Source organism: Achromobacter sp. PD1, from assembly GCF_048541815.1.
Lineage (GTDB): Bacteria > Pseudomonadota > Gammaproteobacteria > Burkholderiales > Burkholderiaceae_B > Achromobacter > Achromobacter bronchisepticus_A.
In genome coordinates, this window is sequence record NZ_CP183349.1 from 164,505 (window position 1) to 189,451 (window position 24,947).

At 67.8% G+C, this 24,947-nt stretch carries 23 protein-coding genes; 11 read left to right on the forward strand and 12 right to left on the reverse strand.

Annotated elements, in window-relative coordinates; all coding sequences use genetic code 11:
• Position 1 precedes the first annotated feature (1 nt).
• From gmhB to glyQ, 3 genes are read right to left on the reverse strand one after another with little or no spacing between them, the layout of a single operon-like run.
• A complete protein-coding gene (gmhB, locus tag ACM1PE_RS00735; protein ID WP_118932407.1) occupies positions 2 to 541 on the reverse strand; it encodes a D-glycero-beta-D-manno-heptose 1,7-bisphosphate 7-phosphatase in 540 nt (179 codons plus the stop codon).
• A complete protein-coding gene (glyS, locus tag ACM1PE_RS00740) occupies positions 538 to 2,676 on the reverse strand; it encodes a glycine--tRNA ligase subunit beta (protein ID WP_419342323.1) in 2,139 nt (712 codons plus the stop codon). Before glyS ends, gmhB begins: the two co-directional genes overlap by 4 nt.
• Positions 2,677 to 3,588 (reverse strand): glycine--tRNA ligase subunit alpha, encoded by a 912-nt coding sequence (gene glyQ, locus ACM1PE_RS00745; protein ID WP_059371532.1) that lies wholly within the window; start codon positions 3,586 to 3,588, stop codon positions 2,677 to 2,679.
• Positions 3,589 to 3,865: 277 nt separating this feature from the next.
• Here glyQ and ACM1PE_RS00750 point away from each other — a divergent pair, with 277 nt between their 5' ends.
• Together ACM1PE_RS00750 and ACM1PE_RS00755 are read left to right on the forward strand one after the other, a co-directional pair.
• Positions 3,866 to 4,633: a crotonase/enoyl-CoA hydratase family protein gene (locus tag ACM1PE_RS00750; protein WP_059371533.1), complete on the forward strand. Its 768-nt coding sequence runs from the start codon at positions 3,866 to 3,868 to the stop codon at positions 4,631 to 4,633.
• A gap of 80 nt (positions 4,634 to 4,713) precedes the next feature.
• A complete protein-coding gene (locus tag ACM1PE_RS00755) occupies positions 4,714 to 6,237 on the forward strand; it encodes a fumarate hydratase (protein ID WP_054457515.1) in 1,524 nt (507 codons plus the stop codon).
• A 209-nt stretch (positions 6,238 to 6,446) separates the two neighbouring features.
• Here the strand turns inward: ACM1PE_RS00755 and ACM1PE_RS00760 are convergent, their stop codons facing one another.
• The 3 genes from ACM1PE_RS00760 to ACM1PE_RS00770 are packed head-to-tail and all read right to left on the reverse strand — an operon-like array spanning position 6,447 to position 9,461.
• Positions 6,447 to 7,682, reverse strand: a complete 1,236-nt coding sequence (locus tag ACM1PE_RS00760) for a CaiB/BaiF CoA transferase family protein (RefSeq protein ID WP_059371534.1) — start codon at positions 7,680 to 7,682, stop codon at positions 6,447 to 6,449.
• Positions 7,679 to 8,539 carry a MaoC/PaaZ C-terminal domain-containing protein gene (locus tag ACM1PE_RS00765; protein ID WP_419342326.1) on the reverse strand — a complete coding sequence of 287 codons (861 nt, stop codon included), beginning with the start codon at positions 8,537 to 8,539 and terminating at the stop codon, positions 7,679 to 7,681. Before ACM1PE_RS00765 ends, ACM1PE_RS00760 begins: the two co-directional genes overlap by 4 nt.
• 7 nt (positions 8,540 to 8,546) lie before the next feature.
• Positions 8,547 to 9,461, reverse strand: a complete 915-nt coding sequence (locus ACM1PE_RS00770; protein WP_419342328.1) for an SDR family NAD(P)-dependent oxidoreductase — start codon at positions 9,459 to 9,461, stop codon at positions 8,547 to 8,549.
• A 149-nt stretch (positions 9,462 to 9,610) separates the two neighbouring features.
• Between ACM1PE_RS00770 and ACM1PE_RS00775 the strand changes: the two genes are divergently transcribed.
• On the forward strand, positions 9,611 to 10,510 hold the full coding sequence (locus tag ACM1PE_RS00775) for a LysR family transcriptional regulator (protein WP_059371537.1): 900 nt from the start codon (positions 9,611 to 9,613) through the stop codon (positions 10,508 to 10,510).
• Positions 10,511 to 10,638: 128 nt separating this feature from the next.
• Positions 10,639 to 11,634, forward strand: coding sequence for a tripartite tricarboxylate transporter substrate binding protein (locus tag ACM1PE_RS00780; RefSeq protein ID WP_118932417.1), 996 nt, complete (start codon positions 10,639 to 10,641; stop codon positions 11,632 to 11,634).
• On the opposite strand, the gene ACM1PE_RS00785 is transcribed toward ACM1PE_RS00780, so the two are convergent.
• Genes ACM1PE_RS00785 through ACM1PE_RS00805 form a run of 5 tightly spaced genes read right to left on the reverse strand, consistent with a single transcriptional unit; the run spans position 11,631 to position 16,750 of the window.
• Positions 11,631 to 12,593 carry an NAD(P)H-dependent flavin oxidoreductase gene (locus tag ACM1PE_RS00785; protein WP_419342331.1) on the reverse strand — a complete coding sequence of 321 codons (963 nt, stop codon included), beginning with the start codon at positions 12,591 to 12,593 and terminating at the stop codon, positions 11,631 to 11,633. The two genes, ACM1PE_RS00780 and ACM1PE_RS00785, sit on opposite strands and share 4 nt — an antisense overlap.
• 19 nt (positions 12,594 to 12,612) lie before the next feature.
• Positions 12,613 to 13,587 (reverse strand): Bug family tripartite tricarboxylate transporter substrate binding protein, encoded by a 975-nt coding sequence (locus ACM1PE_RS00790; protein ID WP_306634124.1) that lies wholly within the window; start codon positions 13,585 to 13,587, stop codon positions 12,613 to 12,615.
• A gap of 57 nt (positions 13,588 to 13,644) precedes the next feature.
• Entirely contained in the window at positions 13,645 to 15,165 is a 1,521-nt protein-coding gene (locus ACM1PE_RS00795; RefSeq protein ID WP_419342333.1) for a class I adenylate-forming enzyme family protein, read from the reverse strand.
• Positions 15,166 to 15,176: 11 nt separating this feature from the next.
• The gene (locus tag ACM1PE_RS00800) at positions 15,177 to 16,349 is read right to left on the reverse strand and encodes a thiolase (RefSeq protein WP_419342335.1); all 1,173 of its coding nucleotides are present in this window, start codon (positions 16,347 to 16,349) and stop codon (positions 15,177 to 15,179) included.
• Complete coding sequence (locus tag ACM1PE_RS00805; protein ID WP_419342337.1) at positions 16,346 to 16,750, reverse strand: Zn-ribbon domain-containing OB-fold protein; 405 nt, start codon at positions 16,748 to 16,750, stop codon at positions 16,346 to 16,348. Before ACM1PE_RS00805 ends, ACM1PE_RS00800 begins: the two co-directional genes overlap by 4 nt.
• 196 nt (positions 16,751 to 16,946) lie before the next feature.
• On the opposite strand from ACM1PE_RS00805, the gene ACM1PE_RS00810 reads away from it, so the two are divergent.
• The 3 genes from ACM1PE_RS00810 to paaG are packed head-to-tail and all read left to right on the forward strand — an operon-like array spanning position 16,947 to position 20,103.
• Positions 16,947 to 18,137: an acyl-CoA dehydrogenase family protein gene (locus tag ACM1PE_RS00810; RefSeq protein WP_280015435.1), complete on the forward strand. Its 1,191-nt coding sequence runs from the start codon at positions 16,947 to 16,949 to the stop codon at positions 18,135 to 18,137.
• Positions 18,138 to 18,172: 35 nt separating this feature from the next.
• The gene (locus ACM1PE_RS00815; RefSeq protein WP_419342339.1) at positions 18,173 to 19,285 is read left to right on the forward strand and encodes an acyl-CoA dehydrogenase family protein; all 1,113 of its coding nucleotides are present in this window, start codon (positions 18,173 to 18,175) and stop codon (positions 19,283 to 19,285) included.
• Positions 19,282 to 20,103: a 2-(1,2-epoxy-1,2-dihydrophenyl)acetyl-CoA isomerase PaaG gene (gene paaG / locus ACM1PE_RS00820; RefSeq protein WP_419342341.1), complete on the forward strand. Its 822-nt coding sequence runs from the start codon at positions 19,282 to 19,284 to the stop codon at positions 20,101 to 20,103. Before ACM1PE_RS00815 ends, paaG begins: the two co-directional genes overlap by 4 nt.
• A 16-nt stretch (positions 20,104 to 20,119) precedes the next feature.
• Here paaG and ACM1PE_RS00825 read toward each other — a convergent pair whose 3' ends face one another.
• The gene (locus tag ACM1PE_RS00825; protein ID WP_059371546.1) at positions 20,120 to 21,013 is read right to left on the reverse strand and encodes a LysR family transcriptional regulator; all 894 of its coding nucleotides are present in this window, start codon (positions 21,011 to 21,013) and stop codon (positions 20,120 to 20,122) included.
• Between the two features lie 150 nt (positions 21,014 to 21,163).
• Here ACM1PE_RS00825 and ACM1PE_RS00830 point away from each other — a divergent pair, with 150 nt between their 5' ends.
• The 4 genes from ACM1PE_RS00830 to ACM1PE_RS00845 are packed head-to-tail and all read left to right on the forward strand — an operon-like array spanning position 21,164 to position 24,943.
• A complete protein-coding gene (locus ACM1PE_RS00830) occupies positions 21,164 to 21,994 on the forward strand; it encodes an FAS1-like dehydratase domain-containing protein (RefSeq protein WP_059371547.1) in 831 nt (276 codons plus the stop codon).
• On the forward strand, positions 21,991 to 23,184 hold the full coding sequence (locus tag ACM1PE_RS00835; RefSeq protein ID WP_118932395.1) for a CaiB/BaiF CoA transferase family protein: 1,194 nt from the start codon (positions 21,991 to 21,993) through the stop codon (positions 23,182 to 23,184). Before ACM1PE_RS00830 ends, ACM1PE_RS00835 begins: the two co-directional genes overlap by 4 nt.
• Entirely contained in the window at positions 23,181 to 24,014 is an 834-nt protein-coding gene (locus tag ACM1PE_RS00840; protein ID WP_059371549.1) for an HpcH/HpaI aldolase/citrate lyase family protein, read from the forward strand. The genes ACM1PE_RS00835 and ACM1PE_RS00840 overlap by 4 nt, the downstream gene beginning before the upstream one ends.
• Before the next feature lie 32 nt (positions 24,015 to 24,046).
• Complete coding sequence (locus ACM1PE_RS00845; protein ID WP_059371550.1) at positions 24,047 to 24,943, forward strand: sugar kinase; 897 nt, start codon at positions 24,047 to 24,049, stop codon at positions 24,941 to 24,943.
• The last annotated feature ends 4 nt before the right edge of the window (positions 24,944 to 24,947 follow it).

Below are 24,947 nucleotides of genomic sequence, written 5' to 3' on the forward strand. Positions count from 1 at the left end.
ATCAATGGTCCTGCAGCAGCGCGTCGACCACGGCCGACAGGTCGTCGCAGACGCGGGTATTGTCCGGCAAGCCGCCCTTGGCCAGCGTCTTCTTGCCATTGCCGCTCAGCACCAGCCAGGGCGAGCAGCCGACCGACGACGAGGCCTGCAGGTCGCGCAGCGAATCGCCCACCGCCGGCACGCCGGCCAGGTCGACGTCGTAGCGGTGCCCGATCTGTTCGAACATGCCGGGCTTGGGCTTGCGGCAGGCGCAGTTGTCATCGGGGCCGTGCGGGCACATGAAGACCGCGTCGATACTGCCGCCTGCGGCGGCCAGTTCGCGGCGCATCTTGGTATGGATGGCCGTCAGCGTGTCCATGTCGAACAGGCCGCGCGCCAGACCCGACTGGTTGGTGGCGACCACCACCTTCCAGCCCGCCTGCGTCAGCCGGGCGATGGCGTGCAGGCTGCCGGGCAGGGCGATCCATTCGTCGGGATTCTTGACGAACGAATCGCTGTCCTGGTTGATGACGCCGTCGCGGTCTAGGATGATGAGCTTCACTGTGCCAGCCTGGAGATGTCAGCGACCTGGTTCATCAGGCCATGCAACTGGCCCAGCAGGGCCAGCCGGTTGGCGCGCACGGCCGGGTCCTCGGCCATGACCATGACGTCGGCAAAGAAGGCGTCCACGGGTTCGCGGACCTGGGCCAGCGTGCTCAGGCTGCCGGCGAAGTCGCCTGCGGCCAGTTGCGCCTCGGCCTTGGGGCGCAGCGCGGACACGGCGGCGGCCAGCGCCTTTTCGGCCGGTTCCACCAGCGCGGCGTCGTTCACCGCGCCGATCTCGCCTTCGGCCTTCTTGAGCAGGTTGCCGATGCGCTTGTTGGCGGCGGCCAGGCTGGCGGCCTCGGGCAGCAGCGCGAAGGCGGCGGCAGCGCGCACGCGCTCGGCCACCTGGTGCAGCGGCGGGGTCAGCGCGATCACGGCTTCGACGGCGTTGCGGTCGAAGTCGTTGATCAGCTGGTTACGGTAGCGTTCGTAGATGAAGGCGCGGACCTCGGCCAGCGTGTCGGCGGGAATCTTGCCGGCAGGGAAGGTCCCTGCGGCCAGTTGCAGCAGGCCGTCCAGCGACAGGGGGCCGGCCGAGCTGATCTTGAGCCAGCCGCCTGCGGCCAATTGCTCGAACGCGCTGATCAGGCCCAGCGCGGCGCGGCGCAGGCCGAAGGGGTCGCGTTCGCCGGTGGGCGCCAGGCCGATGGCCCAGATGCCGACCATGGTTTCCACGCGCTCGGCGATGAACAGGATGGCGGCGGTCAGCGATTCAGCGGTGACGGGCGCGTCGTAGCGGTTGCGGTACTGCGTGCGCAGGGCCTGCACCACGCTGTCGGGCTCGCCGTCGCCGGCCGCGTAGTAGGCGCCCATGACGCCTTGCAGCTCGGGGAATTCGCCCACCATGTTCGAGCCCAGGTCGGCCTTGGCCAGCATGGCTGCGCGGTCGGCGGCGGATACGTCGCCGCCCAGTTGTTCGGCCACGCCGCGGGCGATGGCGCGCACGCGCTCCACGCGTTCAAGCTGGGTGCCCAGCTTGTTGTGGTAGACGATCGAGCCCAGTTGTTCGACGCGCGCCGCCAGCGGGGTCTTGCGGTCGGTTTCAAAGAAGAACTGCGCGTCCGCCAGGCGCGGGCGCACCACGCGCTGGTTGCCTTCGACGATGTTCACCGGATTGTCGGTGCGCATGTTGCTGACGATCAGGAAGCGGTGCGTCAGGCGGCCGCTGGCCGGATCGAACAGCGGGAAGTACTTCTGGTTCAGCCGCATGGTCAGGATCAGGCATTCCTGCGGCACTTGCAGGAACTGCTCTTCGAACTGGCCCACGTAGACGGTGGGGTGTTCGACCAGGGCCGTGACTTCGTCCAGCAGCGCGGCCACTTCGGGATCATCGCCCAGGGTGGCGTTCAGGCGGCCGGCATGGTCGAGCAGCTGGCGCTGGATCTCGTCGCGGCGGCCTTCGAACGAGGCCATCACGCGGCCCTTTTCGGCCAGGGTGGCGGCATAGGCGTCGGCGTCGGCGATGGACACGGGACCCGCGCTCATGAAGCGGTGGCCCAGCGTGTCGCGGCCGGCGGCCAGGCCCAGCGCGGATACCGGCACCACGTCGGCGCCGAACAGCGCGACCAGGCCGTGCGCCGGACGCACGAACTTGACGGTGGTGACGCCGTCGGCCAATTGGTAGCGCATGACCTTGGGAATGGGCAGGCCGTTGATGGCGGCGTCGATGCCTTCCTGCAGGCCGGCTGCCAGTTGGGCGCCGGGAGCGGTGCCGCGGGCGACCAGGTAGTCCTGCTTGCCGTCGGATTCGCGTTCCAGGGTAGCCAGGTCGATGTTTTCCAGGCCCTTGGCGGCCAGCTTCTTTTGCAGCGCGGGGGTAGCCTTGCCGTCTTCGGTCAGGCCGATCTTTACCGGCATCAGCTTTTCGGCATAGGGCTGGTCGGGCGCCTGCGCCAGCACGGCGGACAGGTGCACGGCCAGGCGGCGCGGCGTGGAATACGCGGTGGCGGCGCAGCCGGCGGCCAGCAGGCCGTGGCGCTCCAGCGTGGTGCGCACGCCTTCGGCGAAGGCCTGGCCCAGCTTCTGCAGGGCCTTGGGCGGGAGTTCTTCGGTCAGCAGTTCGACCAGCAGCGGGCGGATGTTCGTCGTCATTTATGCAGCCTCCCCGGCGGCCTTGTCGCGGCCCAGCATGGGAAAGCCCAGTCGTTCGCGGGAATCGTAATAGGCCTGCGCGACGGCGCGCGACAGGTTGCGGATGCGGCCGATGTAGGCGGCGCGCTCGGTGACGCTGATCGCGCCGCGCGCGTCCAGCATGTTGAACGTATGCGCGGCCTTCAGCGCGGCCTCGTAGGCGGGCAGCGCCAGCGGCACGTCCATCAGGCGCTTGGCCTCGGCTTCATAGTCGTTGAAGTGCGAGAACAGCATCTCGGCCGACGAATGCTCGAAGTTGTAGGTCGACTGTTCCACCTCGTTCTGGTGAAACACGTCGCGATACAGCACGCGGTTGCCGTTGGCGCCTTCGGTCCAGACCAGGTCGTACACGCTTTGCACGTCCTGCAGGTACATGGCCAGGCGCTCCAGGCCGTAGGTGATTTCACCGGTGGTCGGCGTGCAGTCCAGGCCGCCCACTTGCTGGAAGTAGGTGAACTGGGTGACTTCCATGCCGTTCAGCCAGACTTCCCAGCCCAGGCCCCAGGCGCCGAGGGTGGGGTTTTCCCAGTCGTCCTCGACGAAGCGGATGTCATGCTGGGCCGGGTCGATGCCCAGCGCCTTGAGCGAGCCGATGTACAGGTCCAGGATTTCCGGGGGCGCGGGCTTCAGCACCACCTGGTATTGGTAGTAGTGCTGCAGGCGGTTGGGGTTTTCGCCGTAGCGGCCGTCCTTGGGGCGGCGCGAGGGCTGCACGTAGGCGGCGCGCCAGGGCTCCGGACCGATCGCGCGCAGGAATGTGGCGGTATGCGAGGTGCCGGCGCCGACTTCCATGTCGTAGGGCTGCAGCAGGGCGCAACCCTGCTTGTCCCAGTATTCCTGGAGCGTAAGGATGATTTGCTGAAAGGTGAGCATAGGATTCTTGGAATTCGGCCGCCGGGCAAGGCTTGCCCTGGGCGTGGGAAACCCGACATTTTAACTGGCCCGGGGCGGTCCGGTTCCCGAATGCCGGGCGGACGGTTACATCTAGGACTTCTAGGCGGTTCACAAGGGGGACAGTGTGCCGCTGGTGGACGCCGCGCGGGCCTGTCGCTGCGCCTGGAAACCAATGATCGTATGATTCCAGGTTGCGTACCAAGTCTTATATAAAACCCGGAACCCGATTCCGAGAATTCCCGGAAGGAGCAGTCCCATGTCAGACCTGATCAAGGTAGAAGTCACCGACGGCATCCAGATCATCACGATCAACCGTCCCGAGGCCAAGAACGCCATCAACCTGGAAACCGCGCAGGCCATGGCCGCGGCGCTGGACCAGCTGGACAGCCGCGACGACATCCGCATCGGCATCCTGACGGGCGGCGGCGGCACGTTCTCCTCGGGCATGGACCTGAAGGCCTTCGCCAAGTCGGGGCAGCGTCCCTACGTGGAAGGCCGCGGCTTCGCCGGCCTGAACGAGCGGCCCCCCAAGAAGCCGCTGATCGCGGCGGTGGAAGGCTACGCACTGGCTGGCGGCTGCGAAATGGCGCTGGCTTCCGACCTGATCGTGGCCGCCAGCAACGCCAAGTTCGGCCTGCCTGAAGTCAAGCGCGGCCTGGTGGCCGGCGCCGGCGGCATGCTGCGCCTGCCGCGCCGTCTGCCGTACCACATCGCCATGGAAGTGATCCTGACGGGCGAAATGTTGACGGCCGAGCGCGCCTACTCCTTCGGCCTGGTCAACCGCATCACCGAGCCGGGCGCCGCCCTGGCTGGCGCGCTGGAACTGGCCCGCGCCATCGTCGAGAACGGCCCGCTGGCGGTGCAGACCGCCAAGAGCATCGTGGCGCAGTCGGGCGATTGGGACCAGGCCAGCATGTTCGACCAGCAGCGTCCGCTGATTGCGCACATCTTTTCGTCGGCCGACGCGAAGGAAGGCGCGACCGCCTTCGCCGAGAAGCGCAAGCCCGTGTGGCAAGGCAAATAAAATAGGCATCAAGCACCCGCGCGCGGCCGGTCCTGCCGGCCGCGTTTTCACGTTTTCATCATCTACACCCGCATATCGCCATGTCAGTCATCATTAAAGAAGAAGACTTCATCCAGTCGATAGCCGATGGCATCCAGTTCATCAGCTACTACCATCCCGTCGACTACATCCGCCACCTGGCCCGCGCCTATGAGCGCGAGGAAAGCCCCGCCGCGCGCGACGCGATGGCGCAGATCCTGACCAACTCGCGCATGTGCGCCGAGGGTAAGCGTCCGCTGTGCCAGGACACGGGCATCGTCAACGTCTTCCTGAAGGTCGGCATGGGCGTGCGCTTCGAGACCAAGCGCACCCTGCAGGAACTCTGTGACGAAGGCGTGCGCCGCGGTTATCTGAACCCGGACAATCCGCTGCGCGCTTCGGTGCTGGACGATCCGCTGTTCGCGCGCAAGAACACGCGCGACAACACGCCCTGTATCCTGCACGTCGAGCTTGTCCCGGGCGACAAGGTCGACGTGCAGGTCGCTTCGAAGGGCGGCGGTTCGGAAAACAAGTCGAAGTTCGCGATGCTGAATCCGAGCGATTCGCTGGTGGACTGGGTGCTCAAGACGGTGCCGACGATGGGCGCGGGCTGGTGCCCGCCGGGCATGCTGGGCATTGGCGTCGGCGGCACGGCCGAGAAGGCCATGCTGATGGCCAAGCAGTCGTTGATGGAAGACATCGACATGTACGAGCTGCTGGCCCGCGGTCCGCAGAACAAGCTGGAAGAGCTGCGTATCGAGCTGTATGAGAAGGTCAATGCACTGGGTATCGGCGCGCAGGGCCTGGGTGGCCTGACGACGGTGCTGGACGTGAAGATCAGCACCTTCCCCACGCACGCGGCTTCCAAGCCGGTGGCGATGATCCCGAACTGCGCGGCGACGCGTCATGCGCACTTTGAGCTGGACGGCTCGGGTCCGGCGCGCCTGGATCCGCCGTCGCTGTCGGAGTGGCCGGAAGTGCATTGGGCGCCGGACTACAACAAGTCCAAGCAGGTGGACCTGAATACGCTGACCAAGGAAGAAGTGGCCAGCTGGAAGCCGGGTCAGACGCTGCTGCTGTCGGGCAAGATGTTGACGGGCCGCGATGCGGCGCACAAGCGCATCCAGGACATGCTGGCCAAGGGCGAGCCGCTGCCGGTGGATTTCAAGAATCGCGTCATTTACTACGTGGGTCCGGTGGATCCGGTGCGCGACGAAGTGGTCGGCCCGGCGGGTCCCACGACCGCTACGCGCATGGACAAGTTCACCGACATGATGCTGGAGCAGACGGGCTTGATCGCGATGATCGGCAAGTCGGAACGCGGTCCGGTGGCGATCGAATCCATCAAGAAGCACAACTCGGCTTACCTGATGGCGGTGGGCGGCGCGGCCTACCTGGTGTCGAAGGCTATCCGTGGCGCCAAGGTGCTGGGTTTTGCGGACCTGGGCATGGAAGCCATCTACGAGTTCGACGTGAAGGACATGCCGGTGACCGTGGCGGTTGATGCTCAGGGTACCTCTGTCCATACCACGGGGCCCAAGGAATGGCAGGCCAAGATCGGGAAGATTCCTGTCGCTGTGGCTTGATTCCGTAGGTTGTGAGAAAAACGGCTGCCAGGGGACTGGCGGCCGTTTTTTTTGGCTTTAGTGCCTGGTGCTTCGTAGGCCGCCCGGGCGGCCGATAAAGACATACGTGATTTATTTGATTGTGATGGTGTTTGCTTGCGCGAACGCCCACATCTCCAGCCTCCGCTACACGGCAGCCAAACCTCCGCCTCACCCCGCGCGCAACCTGCTCATCCCTCCTTCCTCAATCCCGCGCAAAACGCCGCAATCGCTTCTGGCGTCTTCCCCAACACCTCCCGCAGCACTTCCTCCGTATGCTCCCCAAGCAGCGGCGGCGCGCGGCGGTACTCGACCGGCGAGGCCGACAGCCGCAGCGGGCTTGCCGTCACCGCCGCCACGCCGCCCGCCGGATGCGGCATGTCGCGGCGCAGCTGCCGCGCCTGCGCTTGCGGATGCGCCTGGGCCTGCGCGATATCGTTGATCGGCCCGCAAGGCACGCCCACGGCCTCCAGCCTGGCGATCCAGTCGTCGCGTTTGCCCTGGCGCATGATCTCGGTCAGCAGGCCGACCAGCAGTTCGCGGTTGGCCAGGCGCATGCGGTTGGTGGCGAAGCGCGGGTCGTCGCCCAGTTCGGGTGCGCCGATGGCGCGGCAGTATGCGCGGTACTGCGATTCATTGCCCGTGGCCACGATCAGGTGGCCGTCGCTGGCGGCGAACACCTGGTAGGGCACGACGTTCTGGTGGGCGTTGCCGGCGCGCTGGGGTGCCACGCCGGAGTTGAAGTAGTTCGAGTTCTGGTTGGCCAGCAGGGCGACGTGGCTGTCCAGCAGGGCGATGTCCAGGTGTTGGCCCAGGCCGCTGTTGTGGCGTTCCTGCAAGGCGGCCAGGATCGCGACGGTGGCGTACATGCCGGTGATGATGTCGGTCACCGCCACGCCGGCCTTCTGTGGCCCGCCGCCGGGCAGGTCATCGCGTTCCCCGGTGATGCTCATGAGGCCGCCCATGCCTTGGATCATGAAGTCGTAGCCAGGATGCTGCGCGTAGGGGCCGTCCTGGCCGAAGCCGGTGACCGAGCAATAGATCAGGCGCGGGTTGATCTGCTTCAGGCTGTCGTAGTCCAGGCCGTACTTGGCCAGCCCGCCGACCTTGAAGTTCTCGACCAGGATGTCGCTGGCGGCCGCCAATTCGCGGATCAGTGCGGTGCCTGCGGGCGTGGCCATGTCGGCTTCCACCGAGCGCTTGTTGCGGTTGGCGCTGAGGTAATAGGCGGATTCCTCGGTGTCCTGGCCGTTGCCGTCCTTGAGGAACGGCGGACCCCAGGCGCGGGTGTCGTCGCCCACGCGGGGGCGTTCGATCTTGATGACGTCGGCGCCCAGGTCGGCCAGGTTCTGCGTGCACCAGGGGCCGGCCAGGATGCGCGATAGATCCAGTACGCGGATGCCGGTCAATGCGGGCGCGCGGGTCATGGCTTCAGCTCCGCGGTGCCGTGGCTCATGACCACCACGCCGCGTTCTTGCGCGCGGGCCTGGAAGCGGAGCTGGCCGCCGGGCAGGCGCCAGATGTCGCACTGCAGGGTTTCGCCGGGATACACCGGCGCCGAAAAGCGCGTGTTCAGGCTGACCAGGCGTGAGGCGTCGTAGCCGCAGCAGCTTTTGACGATGGCGTGCGCGACTACGCCGTAGGAGCACAGTCCGTGCAGGATGGGTTTGGGGTAGCCGGCCGCGCGTGCGACTTCGGGGTCTGCGTGCAGCGGGTTGCGGTCGGCGTTCAGCCGGTACAGCAGGGCGGCGCTGGCGGGAATGCGGATCTCGCAGCGCAGGTTCGGTTCGCCGTCGGGCGCCGCGGGCAGGGCGGCAGGGCTGTCGTCTCCCTGGCCGAAGCCGCCGTCGCCGCGGCAGAAGGTGCTTTGGCGCAAGGTGGCGAGGCAGGCGCCGTCTTCGCCATGCAGGGTGCGCTCGGTGATGATGATGGCGCCCTTGTCGGTGCCCTTGTCGATCACGTGCGTGTTGCGGCTCCTGCCGGTGACCACGCCGGCTGCGGGCAGGGGCGCATGCATGGTCAGCCGCTGCTCGCCGTGGACCACGCGTACCCAGTCGATGCCGGCGCGCGGGTCCTGGACCCAGAAGCCCGGATAGCCCAGCACCACGCTCATGGTGGGAAAGGACTGCAAGCCCTTTTCGTACACGTAGCGCAACTGTCCGGTGTCTTCGGGGTCTTGCCCCAGGCCTATGCCCAGGGCGTACAGCATGGTGTCTTTTTCGTCGTAGCGCTGGCGCACCTCGTCGAAGCGCCAGTCCTTCACGGTTGCGTAGTCCAGGGGCATGGCGGCCTCAGATGGGATCCCAGTCGATGACGTCGGGCGAGCGCTCCAACGCATAGAAGTGCTTGCGCATGGCGGGCACGGCGATCTCGGCGATGCGCTCGGGCGTCCAGCCTTCGCCATGGTGCACGGTGCGCAGCGGGCGCGGTTGGCTCATCAGCATGATCTCGTTGGCGCGCACCGCGAAGATCTGCGCGGTGACCTCGCTGGCGGCGTCGCTGGCCAGGTAGACGGCCATGGGCGCAACCTTGCCGGCTTCCATTTTCTTCAGCTTTTCGATGCGGGCCTTTTCTTCGTCGGTCTCGGCGGGAATGGAGCTGGTCATGCGGCTCCATGCGAACGGCGCGATGCAGTTGGAGCGCACGTTGTAGCGCGCCATGTCCAGGGCGATGGATTTCGACAAGGCCACGATGCCGAGCTTGGCCGCCGCGTAGTTGGCCTGCCCAAAGTTTCCGATCAGTCCGGACGTGGAGGTCATGTGCACGAAGGCGCCGGACTCCTGTTCGCGGAAGTAGGGCGCAGCCGCGCGGCTCATGAAGAAGGAGCCGTTGAGGTGCACGCCCAGCACCTGGCTCCATTCCTCTTCGCTCATCTTGTGGAAAACCCGGTCGCGCAGATTGCCGGCGTTGTTGACCACGGCATCGATGCGGCCGAACGCGTCTATCGCCGTCTGCACGCAGCGGCTGGCGCTGTCGTACGCGGCCACGCTGTCGGTGTTGGCGACGGCCTGGCCGCCGGCCGCGACGATCTCCTTGACGACCGCTTGCGCGGGACCCTCCGCGCCGCCTTCGCCGGTGAGCGAGACGCCGATGTCGTTCACCACCACCTTGGCGCCAGCCTGCGCCATGGCCAGCGCAATGCTGCGGCCGATGCCGCCGCCCGCGCCCGTCACGATCACCACTTTTCCGGAAACTATGCCGCTCATTGAAGCTGACTCCTGTGCTGCGGCGCGCGCGCCGTGTGGAAAACAGTTCCGCATCAAACGCTCTGGTTCGAGGGGATGCACCATGGTAGATTCGACGAGGCATGCGAAGAATTCAAAATTAGATATGCCCCCCTTCTGCGTGGTGGAACATGAGACACGATCTGACGGACCTGCGTTTGTTTCTGAACGTGGGGGAAACACTCAATCTGACCCGGGCTGCGGAACGCACCTTCCTGTCCCTGCCGGCGGCAAGCGCGCGGGTGAAGAACATGGAAGAGGCCTTCAAGGCCAGGCTGTTGGTGCGCATGGCCACGGGCGTGGCGCTGACGCCGGCGGGCGAAGTGCTGCTCAAGCATGCGAACGCCGTGTTTCGGCAGCTGGAATGCTTGAATGCGGACCTGCAACCCTACGCCAGCGGCTTGAAGGGCCGCTTGCGCCTATTGGCCAACACCACGGCCACCAATTCCTTTCTGGCCGACGCGCTGTCCACGTTTCTTGCGGAAAACCCGGATGTGGATGTGGAGCTGGAAGAAAAGATTTCCGGCGATATCGTCATTGCCATACGCGCAGGTCAGGGAGACCTGGGGCTGGTGGCGGGCAATATCGACGTGTCGGGCCTGGACGTCACGCCGTTGTTCCGCGATGAACTCACCGTGGTGACGTCGCTGGACCATCCGCTGGCCGCGTCGGAGTCCGCGCATTTCGCCGACCTGCTGGACGCGTATCAGTTCGTCGGCATCCATCCGGACAGCGCCATCCAGACCTTCCTGGAGGACATCGCCAGCGGCCTGGGCAAGCGCATCTGCCAGCGCGTGCACGTGGGCAGCTTCGAAGCCGTGTGCCGCATGGTGGAGGCGGGCGCGGGGATCGCGGTGGTGCCGCGCGCCTGCGCGGCGCGCTACAGCCGTCCGGACGCGCTGCATGTGCTTAAGCTGGACGATCCCTGGGCGTTGCGCGACCGCCTGCTGTGCCGTCAGCGTGGACGCGATCTGCCCAGTTTCGCGGAATGCTTCATCGAACACGTGCAGCGCGCGGCGCGCGGCCTGTAGCGCCTCCCGAAGAGGGGCTTTTGCAAATGTGTAGCGGCGGCTCCGCAGGTTCGGCAAATAATAAAAAAGGCGTCAGGCAGCAGTCCTAGAGCTTGGCCGCCCATAAAACCGAGAACCAGGAGACTGCCGTGACCGATCTACTACGCCGCCGCGCCGTTGCGCGGCTGGGCGCCGCATGCGCTGCCGCCGCGGTGCCCGCGCTGTTCCCCAGGCTGGCCCGCGCCGCCGCCTGGCCTGCGCATGCCGTGAATTTCATCGTGCCGTTTCCTGCGGGCGGTCCCGTGGACACGACCGCGCGCTTCACCACGCAGCCGCTGGGACAGCTGTGGTCGGTGCCCACGGTGGTGGACAACAAGTCGGGCGCCGGCGGCATCGTGGGCGCGCAGTTCGCGGCCAAGTCCGAGCCCGACGGCTACAACTATTTTTTCGCCTCCATCCACCATGCGGTGCTGCCCAGCCTGCGCGGCAATCTGAGCTACGACATTACGCGGGACTTCGTGCCGGTCGGCATGGCGGCGGTGTTTCCCATCGTGCTGGTGGTGAACGCGACGCTGCCCGTGAATTCGGTGAGCGAGCTGATCGCCTATGCCAAGGCCAACCCGGGCAAGCTGTCGTTCAGCTCGTCAGGCACGGGCGGCGGCACGCACCTGGCCGGCGAATTGTTCAACGCCATGGCCGGCGTGCGCATTCAGCACGTACCCTACCGCGGCAGCGCGCCCGCCATGCAGGACCTGCTGGGCGGACAGGTGCAGGTGATGTTCGCCGATGGGCCTTCCGCCGTGCCGCATCTGAAGGGCGGCAAGGTGCGCGCGCTGGGCGTGGGAAACCCCACGCGTTCCAGCATGCTGCCCGACGTGGCGACGATCGCCGAGTCCGGCCTGCCGGGCTACGAGGCGTACTCGTGGAGCGGCGTGATGGCGCCCAAAGGAACGCCGCCCGACATCGTCAAACGCGTGAATGCGGATTTGGTGAAGGTGCTGTCGGATCAGGCCACCGCGCAGAGCATGATCGCAGCGGGCGCCGAGCCCAAGCCCGGCACTCCAGAGCAATTCGGCGAGTTCGTGCGTGATGAAATCGCCAAATGGCGCGACGTCATCAAGACGGCCAACATCAAGCTGGACTAGAACCGGCGCAGGGCGTCGCGCGCGGCGAGATATTCGGATTCCAGCTGATCCACCAGCATCGCGGCGGGCAGGATCTCCTGCGCCGCGCCCACGCCCTGGCCTGCGCTCCACACATCCTTCCAGGCCTTGGGACGCGCGCTCTTGTCCATGTTCGCGGGCGGGGCCACGCCGTTCCTGGCAAGTTCCAACGGATCCAGCCCCGCCGCCTGGATGCTGGCCGACAGGTAGTTCGCGGGCACGCCCGAGAAATAAGGCGTGTAGGTCACGTCCGCCGCCTGCGCCTGCAGCACCATTTCGCGATAGGCGTCGCCGGCCAGCGATTCCCGCGTGGCGATGAAGCGCGTACCCATGTAGGCGAAGTCGCAGCCCAGCACCTGCGCGGCCAGGATGTCCTTGCCGTGGCTGATACAGCCGGACAGCGCCAGCGGGCCGTCGTAGAAGGCGCGGATCTCGTTGACCAGCGCGAATGGACTTAGCTGTCCCGCATGGCCGCCCGCGCCTGCTGCCACCAGGATAAGGCCGTCAACGCCGGCGTCCAGCGCGCGCTTGGCATGCCGCACGTTGGTGACGTCATGGAACACCAGCCCGCCGTAGCCGTGCGCGGCGGCCACCACGGCTTCGGGGGCATGCAGCGAGGTGATGATGAGCGGCACGCGCCGCTCGGCGCAGATGGCCAGGTCGCCCTGCCAGCGCGGATTGCTGGGGTGGACGATCAGGTTGACGCCGTAGGGCGCGATCGTGGCGTCTGGCGCAGCCTGGCGTTTCGCGGCCAGGCCAAGTTCGATGCGTGTGAGCCAGTCGTGCAGCTGTTCCTGCGGGCGGGCGTTGAGCGATGGAAAGGTGCCGATGATCCCCGCCGCGCATTGCGCCACCACCAGGTCCGGTCCGGAGACCAGGAACATGGGGGCGCCGATGACGGGCAGGCGGGTCTGGGCGTGCAGCGCGAGCGGGGGATTCATCTGGATGCTCCGGTAGTACTCAATTGGCCTGGATGTTGGCGCTCTGGATGACGTCGGACCACAAGGCGTATTCACGGTCGATGCGTGATTGCAGCGCCTTGGAGTCGCCGGTGTTGATGGTGTAGCCGCCATCGGTCATGGCCTGGCGGAAGGCCGGATCGCTGGAGACTTCGTTCAACGCGCGGGTCAGGCGGGCCGCGACGGCGTCGGGCAGCTTCTTCGGCCCCACCAGCGCGTACCAGCCGACCACCTCGTAGTCCTTCATGCCGGCTTCGACCATGGTGGGCACGTCGGGCAGTTCGGGGTTGCGGGTCTTGGAGGTGACCGCCAGGGCGCGCGCCTTGCCGCTCTTGACGAAGGGGATGGCGGTGCTGGTGATGTCGAACATGAAGGTGATCTTGCCGCTGATCACGTCCACCATGGCGGGCGAGTTGCCGCGGTAGGGCACGTGCAGCATGGGCACGCCCGCCTGCTTCTTCAGCAGCTCGGCCGACAGGTGGTTGGACGCGCCGATGCCGGCGGAGCCGAAGGACACGGCGTCGGGATGGGCGCGGGCGTAGGTGACCAGTTCGCCGACGTTCTTGGCGGGGATCTGCGGGCCGATCAGCAAAACGTTGGCGTAGTCCACCACCAGCCCGATCAGCGAGAAGTCCTTGCGCGGATCGAACAGCGTGCTGCGCTGGACCAGCGGCGACATGGTGAGGGTGGGGCTGGCGGCGAAGCCCAGCATGTAGCCGTCGGGCGCAGCCTTGGCGGTGGCGTCAGAGGCGATCATGCCGCTGGCGCCGGCGCGGTTTTCCACCACCACGGACTGGCCCAGCTTGTCGCCCAGGTACTTGGCGAAGAGGCGGGCGGTGGTGTCGACGGGGCCGCCGGGGGCGTAGCCGACCAGCAGCCGGATGGGGCGTTCGGGATAGGCGTCGGCCCAGGCGTTAGAAGCCGTGGCGAGCGTCGCCGTGGCGGCGGCCGCGGCGAGCAGGGTCTTGATGTTCACGCTGTAGTCTCCTTGTGGGTAAGTGGCGGGTCGTGCAGCGGAACAGCGGGTCCGCGGCTACGCCAGCCTTTCTTTCAGCGGCTGCTTGAGGATCTTGCCGCTGACGGTGGTGGGAATGGTGTCGATGGGGATGATGCGGGCGGGCCGCTTGTACGGCGCCAGCTGCGCGCGCAGATGCAGCATCAGCAGGTTGGTGTCCACGGTGGCGCCGGGCAAGGGCTCGACGAAGGCGATGACTTCTTCGTTTTGATCGGCGGTGGGGCGGCCGACCACGGCCGACAGGCGCACGCCGGGGAACGCGTTGATGACGGACTCGACTTCCAGCGGATAGACGTTGAAGCCGGAGCGGATGATCAGGTCCTTGGAACGGCCCGCGATGTACAGCGCGCCCTGTTCGTCGACGTAGCCGATGTCGCCGGTGTTGAGCCAGCCGCCGGGCAGCAGCGCCTGCGCGGTTTGTTCGGGATTGCGGTAGTAGCCCAGCATGACGCCCGGACCGCGGATCAGGATGTCGCCGCGCTCTCCCGGCGCGGGCTTGCCGCCGTCGGGGCTGCCGATGCGCATTTCCACGCCTTCGACGGCGTGGCCGGCCGAGCAGTCGCTGCGCGGCGCATCGATGCGGGTGACGAACATGGAGCCCGCGTATTCGGTGATGCCGTAGCCGTGGTGCATGGCGACGCCGAAATAGCGCTCGGCATCGCGCTTGAGCGTGGGGTCCAGCGCCGCGCCGCCCGTGTACAGGTAGCGCAGGGCCGGCGCTCGCAGTTCCGCGCGTGGAGGCGCCACCGCCATCATGCGGCTGAACATGGTGGGCACGCCCTGCAGGATGCTGACGCCCGGATGCGCCAGGGCCTTGAAGGCGTCGGCGGCGTCGAAGCGGCTGCGCAGCACCAGGCTGGCGCCGGCGTGCACCGTGGCCATCAGCACGGTGGCGATGCCGAAGATGTGCGACATGGGCAGCGCGGCGTAGCCGATGTCCTGCGGCGTCAGGCGGCGCGAGGCGGCTGACACGCGGGCAAAATGCAGCAGGCCGCGATGCGGCACGAGGACCCCCTTGGGGGCGCCCGTGGTGCCGGACGTATAGATCACGGTGGCCACTAAGGCGGCGGAATCGCCGGTCTCGGCTTGCGTGGGGCTGTCCGCACGCGCAGCCTGCACGCCGGGTCCCCAGACGTCGGGATCGGCGTCGGTGGCGCCGGCATGCTCGGCATGGGCCGCGGCGGCGTGCGAGACGCCGCTGGTGTAGAGCAGCAGTTCGGGTTGCGCATGAAGGCGGATGGCGTCGATCTCGCGCGTGGACAGGCGTGCGTTCACGCCCACGGGCCAGGCCCCGGCCGCGCTGCAGGCAAACAGCGCTGCGATCATGGCCGCGCAGTTTTCACCAGCGATCAGCACGCGATGCCCTGGACGCACGCCCTGTTCTTCGAGCCATGCGGCCGCGGCCTGTACGCGCCGCCAGAACTGCGCGTAGCTCAGTCTGCCGCCGCCCTCCTCGTATAGAAAGGTGGCGTCGGGCCGCTGGCCGGCTTGCTGCGCCAGCAATTGATGGATGCGGGTAAGAGGGGCTGCCGGGGACATGGTTGCGTCGTTCAAAGCGTGGCCTGGGTTCCCAGGATGGCGGTGGATTGGCTGGACAGGGTGCCGCCGTTGCCGTGCACCAGGGCGAGGTGCGCGTCGGCGACCTGGCGCGCGCCGCATTCGCCGCGCAGCTGGCGGACGGCCTCGATCATGATGAAGACGCCGTACATGCCGGGATGCACGCAGCACAGCCCGCCGCCGTTGGTGTTGACTGGCAGCGTGCCGCCCGGCGCGATGGCGCCATTGGCGATGAAGTCCTTGCTTTCGCCCTTGGCGCAGAAACCCAGGTCTTCCAGGAACAGCAGGGTGTTGATGGTGAAGGCGTCGTACAGCTCCACCACATCGATGTCCCGGGGCGCAACACCCGCCATCTCGAAGGCCCGCTTGCCGGATTCGGCCGCGGCGGTCACGGTCAGGTCTTCCATGGATGAGATCTGCCGGTTCCAGACCGCGGTGGCGTTGCCCAGCACATAGACGGGCGGGCGCGGCAGGTCGCGGGCGCGCTCGGCGCGCACCAGCACGTAGGCGCCGGCGCCGTCGGTGACCAGGCAGCAGTCGCGCACGCTCAAGGGGTCGGACACCATGCGCGCCGAGAGGATCTGCTCCAGCGTGGCGGGTTCGCGCAACTGCGCTTCGGGATTCAGCTGGGCCCATTGGTTGGCGGCCAGCGCCACCTGCGCCAGGTGTTCGCGGCGCGTGCCGTATTGATGCATGTGGCGCGCGGCCGCCAGCGCGTAGGACGACAGGGGGCTCAGCGGCTCGTAGGGCGTTTCGTACGGCTGTGGATCGAACTGCTTGCGCACCCGGCCGATCTCGGCGCGGCTCAAGCTAGAGGTGCGTTGCGTGCTGCCATAGCAGACCAGCACCGCGTTGCACTGGCCGGAAGCCAGCGCGTGCAGCGCCGGCAGCAGGTGCGCGACGAAGCTGGAGCCGCCCAGCATGGTGCTGTCGATGAAGCTGGGGCGGATGCCCAGGTGTTCGATCACCGGCATGGCCCACATCGGCGCGGCCACGCTGGCGGTGCAGATGCCGTCGATGTCGCGCATGGTGAGGCCGGCGTCCGCCACCGCGCGCTGCGCCGCCTGCGCCAGGATTTCCATTTCGGTGTAGCCCGCGGCCTGGCCCAGGCCCGCGTGGCCCACGCCGGCCACCGCCACGACGCCGCGCAGATCGTTCAGCGTCATTGCGCCTCCTTGTTGGGTACGAAGACCAGGAAGCCGCGGCCATCCTGCTGCGCCACCTGCGCGCGCACCGCCATGCCGATGCGCACGGCATCGGGCGCGACGCCCTCCACCCGGCTCATCAGCCTGACGCCCTCCCGCAGATCGATCAGCGCCACGTTGTAGTCGCCGCCCGCCTCGGGCTTGCGGCGCACCACGGTGGTGGAATAGACCTCGCCGCGCCCGTCGGGCGCGGTCCAGCCGAGTTTGTCCGCGCCGCAATGCGGGCAGATCATGCGGGGGTAGAACACGGCGCGGTCGCAGCCGGCGCAATGCTGGATGAGGAAGCGGCCTTGGTCCAGCGCCTGGCGGTACTGCGCCTCTACGCCTTGCGGCGCGCCGGCCTGCAGATCGGGAACGGTCATGATGCCTACGGGTTCCAGTGGATGACGCTTGCAAGTGTCCGCACTGGCGGCGGCTTCGGCCATTCTTCATTGCTGAAGCTGGCCTTCCGCCGGCCCGTAGTGGGACGCCCTATGTCCTGCGCGAAGCCCGTCTTCGGAAGAGGCAGATTGTCCGGCGTGCCGGACCGTGGCTAGATACCGCAAAAGGAGCCCGACCATGAACCTGACCTGGACGCCGCAGGAGCGGCTATTCCGCGAAGAAGTGCGCGCCTTCGCCACGGACAAGCTGCCGCAGGACATACGCGACAAGGTGCTGCGCCACCAGCGGCTGGAGCGCGAGGACTACGTGCGCTGGCACAACATCCTGGCCGACCAGGGCTGGGGCGCGCCGAACTGGCCGGTCGAGCACGGCGGCACCGGCTGGAACGCATTGCAGCGGCTGATCTTCGAGGTGGAATGCTTCAAGGCCGGCGCCCCGCGCCTGTTGCCTTTTGGCCTGTCCATGATCGGCCCGGTCCTGATGAAGTACGGCAGCGCCGAGCAGCAGGCGCGCCTCCTGCCGCGCATCATCCGCGTGGAGGACTGGTGGTGCCAGGGCTACTCCGAGCCGGGTTCGGGGTCCGACCTGGCTTCGCTGTCGACCCGCGCGGTGCGCGATGGCGACGAGTACGTCGTCAACGGCCAGAAGACCTGGACCACGCTGGCCCAGTACGCCGACTGGATGTTCTGCCTGGTCCGCACCGACCCCGAGGCCCGCGCGCAGCGCGGCATTTCGATGCTGCTGCTGGACATGCGCTCGCCAGGCGTGACCGTGCGCCCCATCCGCACGCTGGACGGCGGGCACGACGTGAACGAGGTCTGGCTGGAAGACGTGCGCGTGCCCGTGGCCAACCTGGTAGGCGTGGAGAACCAGGGCTGGACCTATGCCAAGTACCTGCTGGGCCACGAGCGCACCGGCATCGCCGGCCTGGGCCATTGCCACCGCGAACTGGGCGTGCTCAAGCACATGGCGGTGCAGGCGCGGTCCCGGGGCAGGCCCCTGTTGGAGGACAGCCGGTACCGCGACCGCATTTCGCGCATCGAAGTGGACATCATGGCGCTGGAAATGCTGCTGCTGCGCGTGGCCTCCAGCAACGACGGCACGCCCGGGCCGGAAGCCTCCGTGCTGAAGATCCGCGGCTCCGAGATCCAGCAGGACCTGGCGATGTTGCAGATGGAGGTGGCGGGACCGGACGCCTGGCCCTATGACCCCGATTGGCTGCAGGCTGACAAGGGATATTGCGGGCCAGGGCCGGAATTGGCGGCTGCGGCCGGCGCCGGCTATGCCGACATGCGCAAGACCTCGATCTACGGCGGCACCACCGAAGTGCAGAAGGGCATCATCGCCCGCCTGGTGCTGGGCCTGTAGGCCCGGCCTCGCGCAACCCGACAGGAAAACGACGCATGGATTTCATCTATACCGAAGAACAGCGCATGCTGGCCGACAGCCTGAGGCGCCTGGTGGACCAGGAATGGACGCACGCGCGCCGCCGCGCCCGCCAGGCGGCGGGCAAGCTGGATGCCGATGCCTGGGGCGCATTGGCCGAATTGGGCGTTTTGGGTCTGACCATCCCGCAGGATTTTGGCGGTTTCGGCGAAGTGCCGGCCAGCCTGCTGCCGGTGCATGTGGAGCTGGGCCGAGGGCTGGTGTCCGAGCCTGTCATCCCCAGCGCGGTCATGGGCGCGGCGCTGCTCGACGCCTGCGGCGGCGAAGCGCGCGGCCTGTGGCTGCCGGCCATCGCCTCGGGCGACGCCATCGTCAGCGTGGCGTACCAGGAGCCCGGGCGCCGCTACGACACCGATCCGCGCGATTGCCGCGCCAGCAAGGCCGCCGATGGCTGGCGGCTGGAGGGCGTCAAACATCTGGTCTGGCACGGCGCGGCGGCCACCGCCTGGCTGGTCAGCGCGCGCGGCGACGAGGGCGAGACCCTGTTGCTGGCCGTGCCGACCGATACGGCGGGCGTGCGGATCACGGATACGCCCACGCTGGACGGCGCGCGCTGCGCCCGGCTGGACCTGAACGCGGTCAGCCTGCCGCGCGCAGCCCTGCTGGCGCAAGGGGTCGCCGCCGACCAGGCCCTGGCGCAGTCCCTGCAGTGGGGCACGGCCGCGCTTTGCGCGCATGCCGCGGGCGCAATGGAGCGGTTGCTGGAAATTACCGTCGACTACCTTAAGGCGCGCAAGCAGTTCGGCCAGCCGCTGGCCTCGTTCCAGGCCTTGCAGCATCGCCTCGCGGAAATGCTGGTGGCCAAGGAACTGGCTTTGTCCATGGCCTACGTGGCGGTGGCGGCCCTGACCGAAACCGACGCCGCGCAGCGCCGCCGCATGATCGCCTCGGCCAAGCTGGAAGCCGCGCGCGCCGGACGCCTGGTGGCGCAACTGGCGGTGCAGCTGCATGGCGGCATGGGCATGACCGACGAGCTGGACGTGGGCGATTACTTCAAACGGCTGACCGTCGTCGACCAGCTGCTGGGCGATACGGCCGAACAACTGGCGGTGCTGGAGGAACTGGCATGAGCGCGGCGTCGACGACCCAGGGCGAAGGCGCCTACACACAAATCCGATTTACGTTGGAGCGGGGCGTGGGCCTCATCACGCTGAACCGGCCCGACCGGCTGAACAGCTTCACGGAAGTCATGCATGCCGAGCTGGCGCGGGCGCTGGATGCCATGGAGGCCGACAGCAGCCTGCGCGGACTGATCATCACCGGCGCGGGGCGGGGCTTTTGCGCGGGCCAGGACCTTGGCGAACGCAAGCCCGCGGAGGACGGCGCGCGCCGCGACCTGAGCCTGATCCTGGAGCAATGCTACCGGCCGCTGATCACCCGGCTGCGCAACCTGCCGGTGCCGGTGGTGTGCGTGATGAACGGCGTCGCGGCCGGCGCGGGCGCCAGCCTGGCGCTGGCTTGCGACGTGGTGTTCGCGGTGGAGTCGGCGCGCTTCATTCAGGCCTTCAGCAAGATCGGCCTGCTGCCGGATGCCGGCGGCACCTGGTTCCTGCCGCGGCTGGTGGGTTCCGCGCGGGCCATGGGCGCCGCGCTGTTCGGCGAAGCGCTCAGCGCCAGGCAGGCGGAAACCTGGGGCCTGATCTGGCGCGTGGTGCCAGACGAGGCGCTGACGGATACGCTGGCCGAAGTCGCCGATACCTTGGCGGCGGGGCCCACGCGCGCCTATGCGGCCACCAAGGCCGCGCTGCACGCCTCCAGCGGCAACACGCTGGCGCAGCAATTCGATCTGGAATGCCGCTTGCAGCGCGAACTGGGCTACACCGACGACTACCTGGAAGGCATGCGGGCGTTCGCGCAGAAGCGTCCGCCGGCATTCACCGGTACCTGAGAGTGGCGGCTCGCTGTCAGGGCGTCCGCGCCGCCTGGATCTGCTCGATGAGTTCGCGCGCGCAGCCCGGCAGGGCGTCGATGTCGCGCACCAGCAGCTTGCGTTCGCGCACCACCCAGGGCTCGTCCAGCTCGACCACGCGCAGCTTCATGTCGGCGCCGTAGCGCCGCGCGGCGGAGTCGGGGATGACGCCGATGCCCACGCCCGCCTGCACCATCCGGCAGATGGAGTCGAAGCTGTAGAGCTGGATGCGCTGGGGCAGGCGCTGGCCCACCTGTTCCAGCTGGTCGCGCAGGAAGGCGACCAGGGTGGAACCTTCGTGCATGGTGATGAAGGGATAGCGCACCGCCTCGGCCAGCTTGATCTTTTCCTGATCCTGCAAGGGATGGCCGTTGGGCACCACCAGCACCAGCTTGTCGGTGCTGAAGTGGACAGTCTGCAATTCGGGCGCATCCACCGGGCCGGCCACGATGCCCAGGTCGGTGGTGCCGTCCAGCACGCCGCGCACGATGTCGCGGGTCAGGCGTTCCTGCAGGTCCACGGTGACGCCGGGGTGGCCAGACAGGAACTGCGCCAGGATGTCCGGCATGAATTCCGTGACCGCCGTGGTGTTGGCGAAGATGCGGATGTGGCCGGCGTCGCCGTCAGCCTGCTCCTGGAAATCATGTTTCAGGTGGTCCACCTGGCGCATGATGACCCGCGCATGCTGCAGCAGCTTCTGGCCCGCGGGCGTGATTTCGACGCCGCGGCTGTCGCGGTACAGGAGGCGGGTATTGAGCTGGTTCTCCAGCGCCTTGATGCGCACGCTGACGGCCGCCAGGGACAGGTGGGCCCGCTTGGCAGCCTGGGTCAGGCTGGGGGATTCGGCGATGTGGATGAACAGGCGTAGGTCGGCGAGGTCGAAGTGCATGGGCCATATATTACGGCGCGAGGCGTCGGGCCGGGAGGCGGGCGTGCGATTCAGGCAGCGCAAACCCCGCCTTGAGCAAAAACGAATTCACAAGCGGGACGGCTTGCGGGCATGCTTCAGTCTGTAAAAACCCCAGCAGAGGATATCGGCATGACATCTACAGACCCGGCCGCCTGGATCGGCAGCGGCGAGCGCAAGGCGGACGCCATGGATCCAGGCCACGCCGCGCGTATCGCGGCCACCCTGGGCGGCCCGGCGCCGGTCCAGGGCGATGCCTTGCCGCCGCTGTGGCAATGGGCGTTCTTCATTTCCACGGTGGGCATGGACGGGCTGGGGACGGATGGCCATCCGGCGCGCGGCGGCTTTTTGCCGCCGGCCCAGGACCGCAACCGCATGTGGGCAGGCGGCCGGGTCGAGTTCCGCCGGCCGCTGTTGGTCGGCGTGCCCGCCGAGCGCGAGTCCACGGTGGTCGACGTCAAGGAAAAGGCGGGGCGCACCGGCGCGCTGTTGTTCGTGACCGTGCGCCACGAGTTCCGCCAGGAAGGCGAAGTCGCCATCCACGAAGAGCAGGACATCGTCTACCGCCAGCCGACCCCGCCCAAGCTCACGGGCAGCGAGCCCGCGCCGCAGGCGCAGTGGCGCGATACCGTCGAGCCGTCGCCGGTGCTGCTGTTCCGTTATTCGGCGGTGACCTTCAACGGCCACCGCATCCACTACGACCATCCCTACGTCACTGGCACCGAGGGCTATCCCGGATTGGTGGTGCACGGCCCGCTCATCGCCACCGAGATGGTAGCCGCCTTCACCCGCGCTCATCCGCAGGCGCGCCTGACCCATCTGTCGTATCGCGGCCTGCGCCCGCTGATTGCGCCCGCTCCCTTCCAGGTGGCCGGCCGCTTGACCGAGCCGGGCGTGGCCCAGCTCTGGGCCGAGCAGGACGGCACGCTGGCCCACCAAGCTGAACTGAGGTTTACAGAATGAGCATAGAGGCCCCCCGTCCCCTGGACGGCATCACCGTCGTCAGCCTGGAGCACGCGATCGCCGCGCCGTTCTGCACCCGCCAGCTGGCGGACATGGGCGCGCGCGTCATCAAGATCGAACGCCCCGGTGGCGGGGATTTCGCCCGTGGCTACGACGAACGCGTGCGCGGCCTGTCCTCGCATTTCGTCTGGACCAACCGGTCCAAGGAAAGCCTGACGCTGGACCTCAAGCGCGAGGAGGCAGGCGGCGTCATGGAGCGCCTGCTGGAAACGGCCGACGTGCTGGTGCAGAACCTGGCGCCCGGCGCCGCCGCGCGTCTGGGCCTGTCGTTTGATGCCCTGCACAAGAAGTATCCGCGGCTCATTGTCTGCGACATCTCGGGCTACGGCGAAGGCGGACCCTACCAGGACAAGAAGGCCTACGACCTGCTGATCCAGAGCGAAAGCGGCTTCCTGTCGGTGACCGGCACCAAGGACGATCCGGTCAAGGCCGGCTGCTCCATCGCCGACATCGCCGCCGGCATGTACGCCTATTCCGCGATCCTCAACGCACTGCTGCTGCGGCAGAAAACGGGCCTGGGCAGCCGCCTGGACGTTTCCATGCTGGAGAGCATGGTGGAGTGGATGGGCTTTCCCATGTACTACGCCTTCGACGGCGCCGCGCCGCCCGTGCGCGCGGGCGCGGCCCACGCCTCCATCTATCCCTACGGTCCGTTCCCCGTGGGCGACGGCGCCACCATCATGCTGGGCCTGCAGAACGAGCGCGAATGGCGCGTGTTCTGCGCCCAGGTGTTGCGGCAGGCGGAGCTCGCGGAAGACCCGCGTTTCATCTCCAATTCGCTGCGCACCGCCAATCGCGACGACCTGCGCGCGCTGATCGTGGCGGCCTTTGCCGACCTGTCCATCGAACAGGTGACGCAACGGCTGGAGGACGCGCAGATCGCCAATGCACGCGTCAACGACATGGCCGGCGTCTGGGCTCATCCGCAGTTGCAGGCCCGCGGCCGCTGGAGCCAGGTGGACAGTCCCGCAGGCGAACTGCCCGCGCTGCTGCCTCCGGCCAGCAGCAACGCCTTCGCGCCGCGCATGGCCGCGGTGCCCGCGGTGGGCCAAAACACCGATGCGGTGCTAGCATCATTGGGATACGCGCCCGATCAGGTGGCGCAGTTCCATGCATCGGAGGTCGTGTGACGCATCCCGTTGTCCGTAGCGCGCTGTTCGTGCCGGCGTCGCGCCCCGAGCGCATCCCCAAGGCGCTGGCCGCGGGGGCCGATGCCGTCATTGTCGATCTGGAAGACGCGGTGGAGCATCTGGCCAAGGCGGCCGCGCGGGAAGCGCTGTGCGATTTCCTGGGGACGAATCCGCGTGCGCGGCTGTGGGTGCGGATCAACGATGCCTCCACCTCCTGGCACGACGACGACCTCAAGGCCTGCCGCGGCAAGCCCGGGGTCGCCGGCGTGCTGCTGCCCAAGGCCGAGAGCCTGGCGCAGGTGCGCCACGTGGTCCAGGCGGGCCTGCGGGTGATTCCCATCCTGGAGACCGCCCAGGGCATCCTCAACGCCGCGGAAGTCGCCGCCACGCCCGGCGTGGAGCGCCTGGCATTCGGCAGTCTGGACTACGGCCTGGACATGGGGTTGACGCCCGATACGCCGGGGGCGCAAACCGTGCTGGACCAGGCGCGCGTGCAGGTGCTGCTGCACAGCCGCGCGGCCGGGCTGGCGCCCGCGCTGGACGGCGTGTTTCCGGGCATCCAGGACCAGGCCGGGCTGGCGCATGCCGCCGCCCGCGCGCAGCAGATGGGCTTTGGCGGGATGCTGTGCATCCACCCCAGCCAAGTGCCGGTGATCCACGCCGCCTTCGTGCCTGCGGCGCAGGAGCTGGCCTGGGCGCGCCGCGTCATCGCCACGCACCGCGATACCGCGGCCGGCACCTTCATGCTGGACGGCAAGATGGTCGACGCCCCGGTCATCGCGCGCGCGCGGCTGGTGCTGGCGCAGGCGGGCGAAACCTCCGGCTTCTAGGCCGGATCCGATCACTCCTTTCCGGCAGGTCTATGAGCGAAGCGCTCTTCATCGGACACACTTATATCGACGTCACCGTGCTGGCGGACGAATGGCCCACGGGCGATGAAAAAAGCGTGGCGCGCGATTACGCCGTGTCCTTCGGCGGCAATGCGGTGACGGCCGCGTTCGCCTGCGCGCGGCTGGGGACGCCGCCAGATCTGATCTGTTCATTGGCATCGGACTGGCTGGGCCACATGTACACGGACATGGCGGCGGCGCACGGGGTGTCGCTGCATGCGCGCAAGGTGGGCCGTTCGTCCCTGTCCTTCATCATGCCCAATCACGGCAAGCGCGCCATCGTGCGCGCGCGCGATGTGGACTACCTGAACGACTTTCCGCGGCTGGATATCGGCGGCTACCGCGTCCTGCACCTGGACGGCCATCAGCCCGACGCCGCCTTGCATTACGCGCAGGCCTGCCGGCAGGCGGGCGTGCTGACCTCGCTGGATGGCGGCGGCGTGCGCGAGAACACCGACGAGCTGCTGCGCCACATCGACGTGGCGGTCTGCGCGGAGCGCATGTGCGAGCAATTGGGGCTTGCTCCGTCAGGCCTGCTGGAACTGCTGAAGGCGCGCGGCTGCCGTATCGGCGCGGTCACCATGGGCGAACGCGGCATGCTCTGGTATGACGAGACCGGAACGGTGGATGTCCTGCCTGCGCTGGACGTGCCGGCCGCCAGCATCGTCGACACTTCGGGGGCCGGGGACGTGTTCCACGGCGCCTACGTCTGGTCCTATCTGAACCGGCCGGAGCTACCCTGGGTAGAGCACTTCACCTTCGCGCGCGCGGCTTCGGCCCACAAGATCCAGCATCTGGGCAATGAAGCGGGCCTGCCGCAGGTCGAGGACGTGGAGCGCGCGTTGATGGCCTACGCGCCGAAGGATTGAACGC

Coding starts and splice junctions, on each gene's coding strand:
- ACM1PE_RS00810 (WP_280015435.1), top strand. CDS start 16,947: ATGAACCTGACCTGGACGCCGCAGGAGCGGCTATTCCGCGAAGAAGTG.
- ACM1PE_RS00755 (WP_054457515.1), top strand. CDS start 4,714: ATGTCAGTCATCATTAAAGAAGAAGACTTCATCCAGTCGATAGCCGAT.
- ACM1PE_RS00760 (WP_059371534.1), bottom strand. CDS start 7,682: ATGACCCGCGCGCCCGCATTGACCGGCATCCGCGTACTGGATCTATCG.
- ACM1PE_RS00805 (WP_419342337.1), bottom strand. CDS start 16,750: ATGACCGTTCCCGATCTGCAGGCCGGCGCGCCGCAAGGCGTAGAGGCG.
- paaG (WP_419342341.1), top strand. CDS start 19,282: ATGAGCGCGGCGTCGACGACCCAGGGCGAAGGCGCCTACACACAAATC.
- ACM1PE_RS00825 (WP_059371546.1), bottom strand. CDS start 21,013: ATGCACTTCGACCTCGCCGACCTACGCCTGTTCATCCACATCGCCGAA.
- ACM1PE_RS00765 (WP_419342326.1), bottom strand. CDS start 8,539: ATGCCCCTGGACTACGCAACCGTGAAGGACTGGCGCTTCGACGAGGTG.
- ACM1PE_RS00845 (WP_059371550.1), top strand. CDS start 24,047: ATGAGCGAAGCGCTCTTCATCGGACACACTTATATCGACGTCACCGTG.
- ACM1PE_RS00830 (WP_059371547.1), top strand. CDS start 21,164: ATGACATCTACAGACCCGGCCGCCTGGATCGGCAGCGGCGAGCGCAAG.
- ACM1PE_RS00815 (WP_419342339.1), top strand. CDS start 18,173: ATGGATTTCATCTATACCGAAGAACAGCGCATGCTGGCCGACAGCCTG.
- ACM1PE_RS00775 (WP_059371537.1), top strand. CDS start 9,611: ATGAGACACGATCTGACGGACCTGCGTTTGTTTCTGAACGTGGGGGAA.
- ACM1PE_RS00835 (WP_118932395.1), top strand. CDS start 21,991: ATGAGCATAGAGGCCCCCCGTCCCCTGGACGGCATCACCGTCGTCAGC.
- ACM1PE_RS00785 (WP_419342331.1), bottom strand. CDS start 12,593: ATGAATCCCCCGCTCGCGCTGCACGCCCAGACCCGCCTGCCCGTCATC.
- ACM1PE_RS00800 (WP_419342335.1), bottom strand. CDS start 16,349: ATGACGCTGAACGATCTGCGCGGCGTCGTGGCGGTGGCCGGCGTGGGC.
- glyS (WP_419342323.1), bottom strand. CDS start 2,676: ATGACGACGAACATCCGCCCGCTGCTGGTCGAACTGCTGACCGAAGAA.
- ACM1PE_RS00795 (WP_419342333.1), bottom strand. CDS start 15,165: ATGTCCCCGGCAGCCCCTCTTACCCGCATCCATCAATTGCTGGCGCAG.
- ACM1PE_RS00750 (WP_059371533.1), top strand. CDS start 3,866: ATGTCAGACCTGATCAAGGTAGAAGTCACCGACGGCATCCAGATCATC.
- ACM1PE_RS00770 (WP_419342328.1), bottom strand. CDS start 9,461: ATGAGCGGCATAGTTTCCGGAAAAGTGGTGATCGTGACGGGCGCGGGC.
- glyQ (WP_059371532.1), bottom strand. CDS start 3,588: ATGCTCACCTTTCAGCAAATCATCCTTACGCTCCAGGAATACTGGGAC.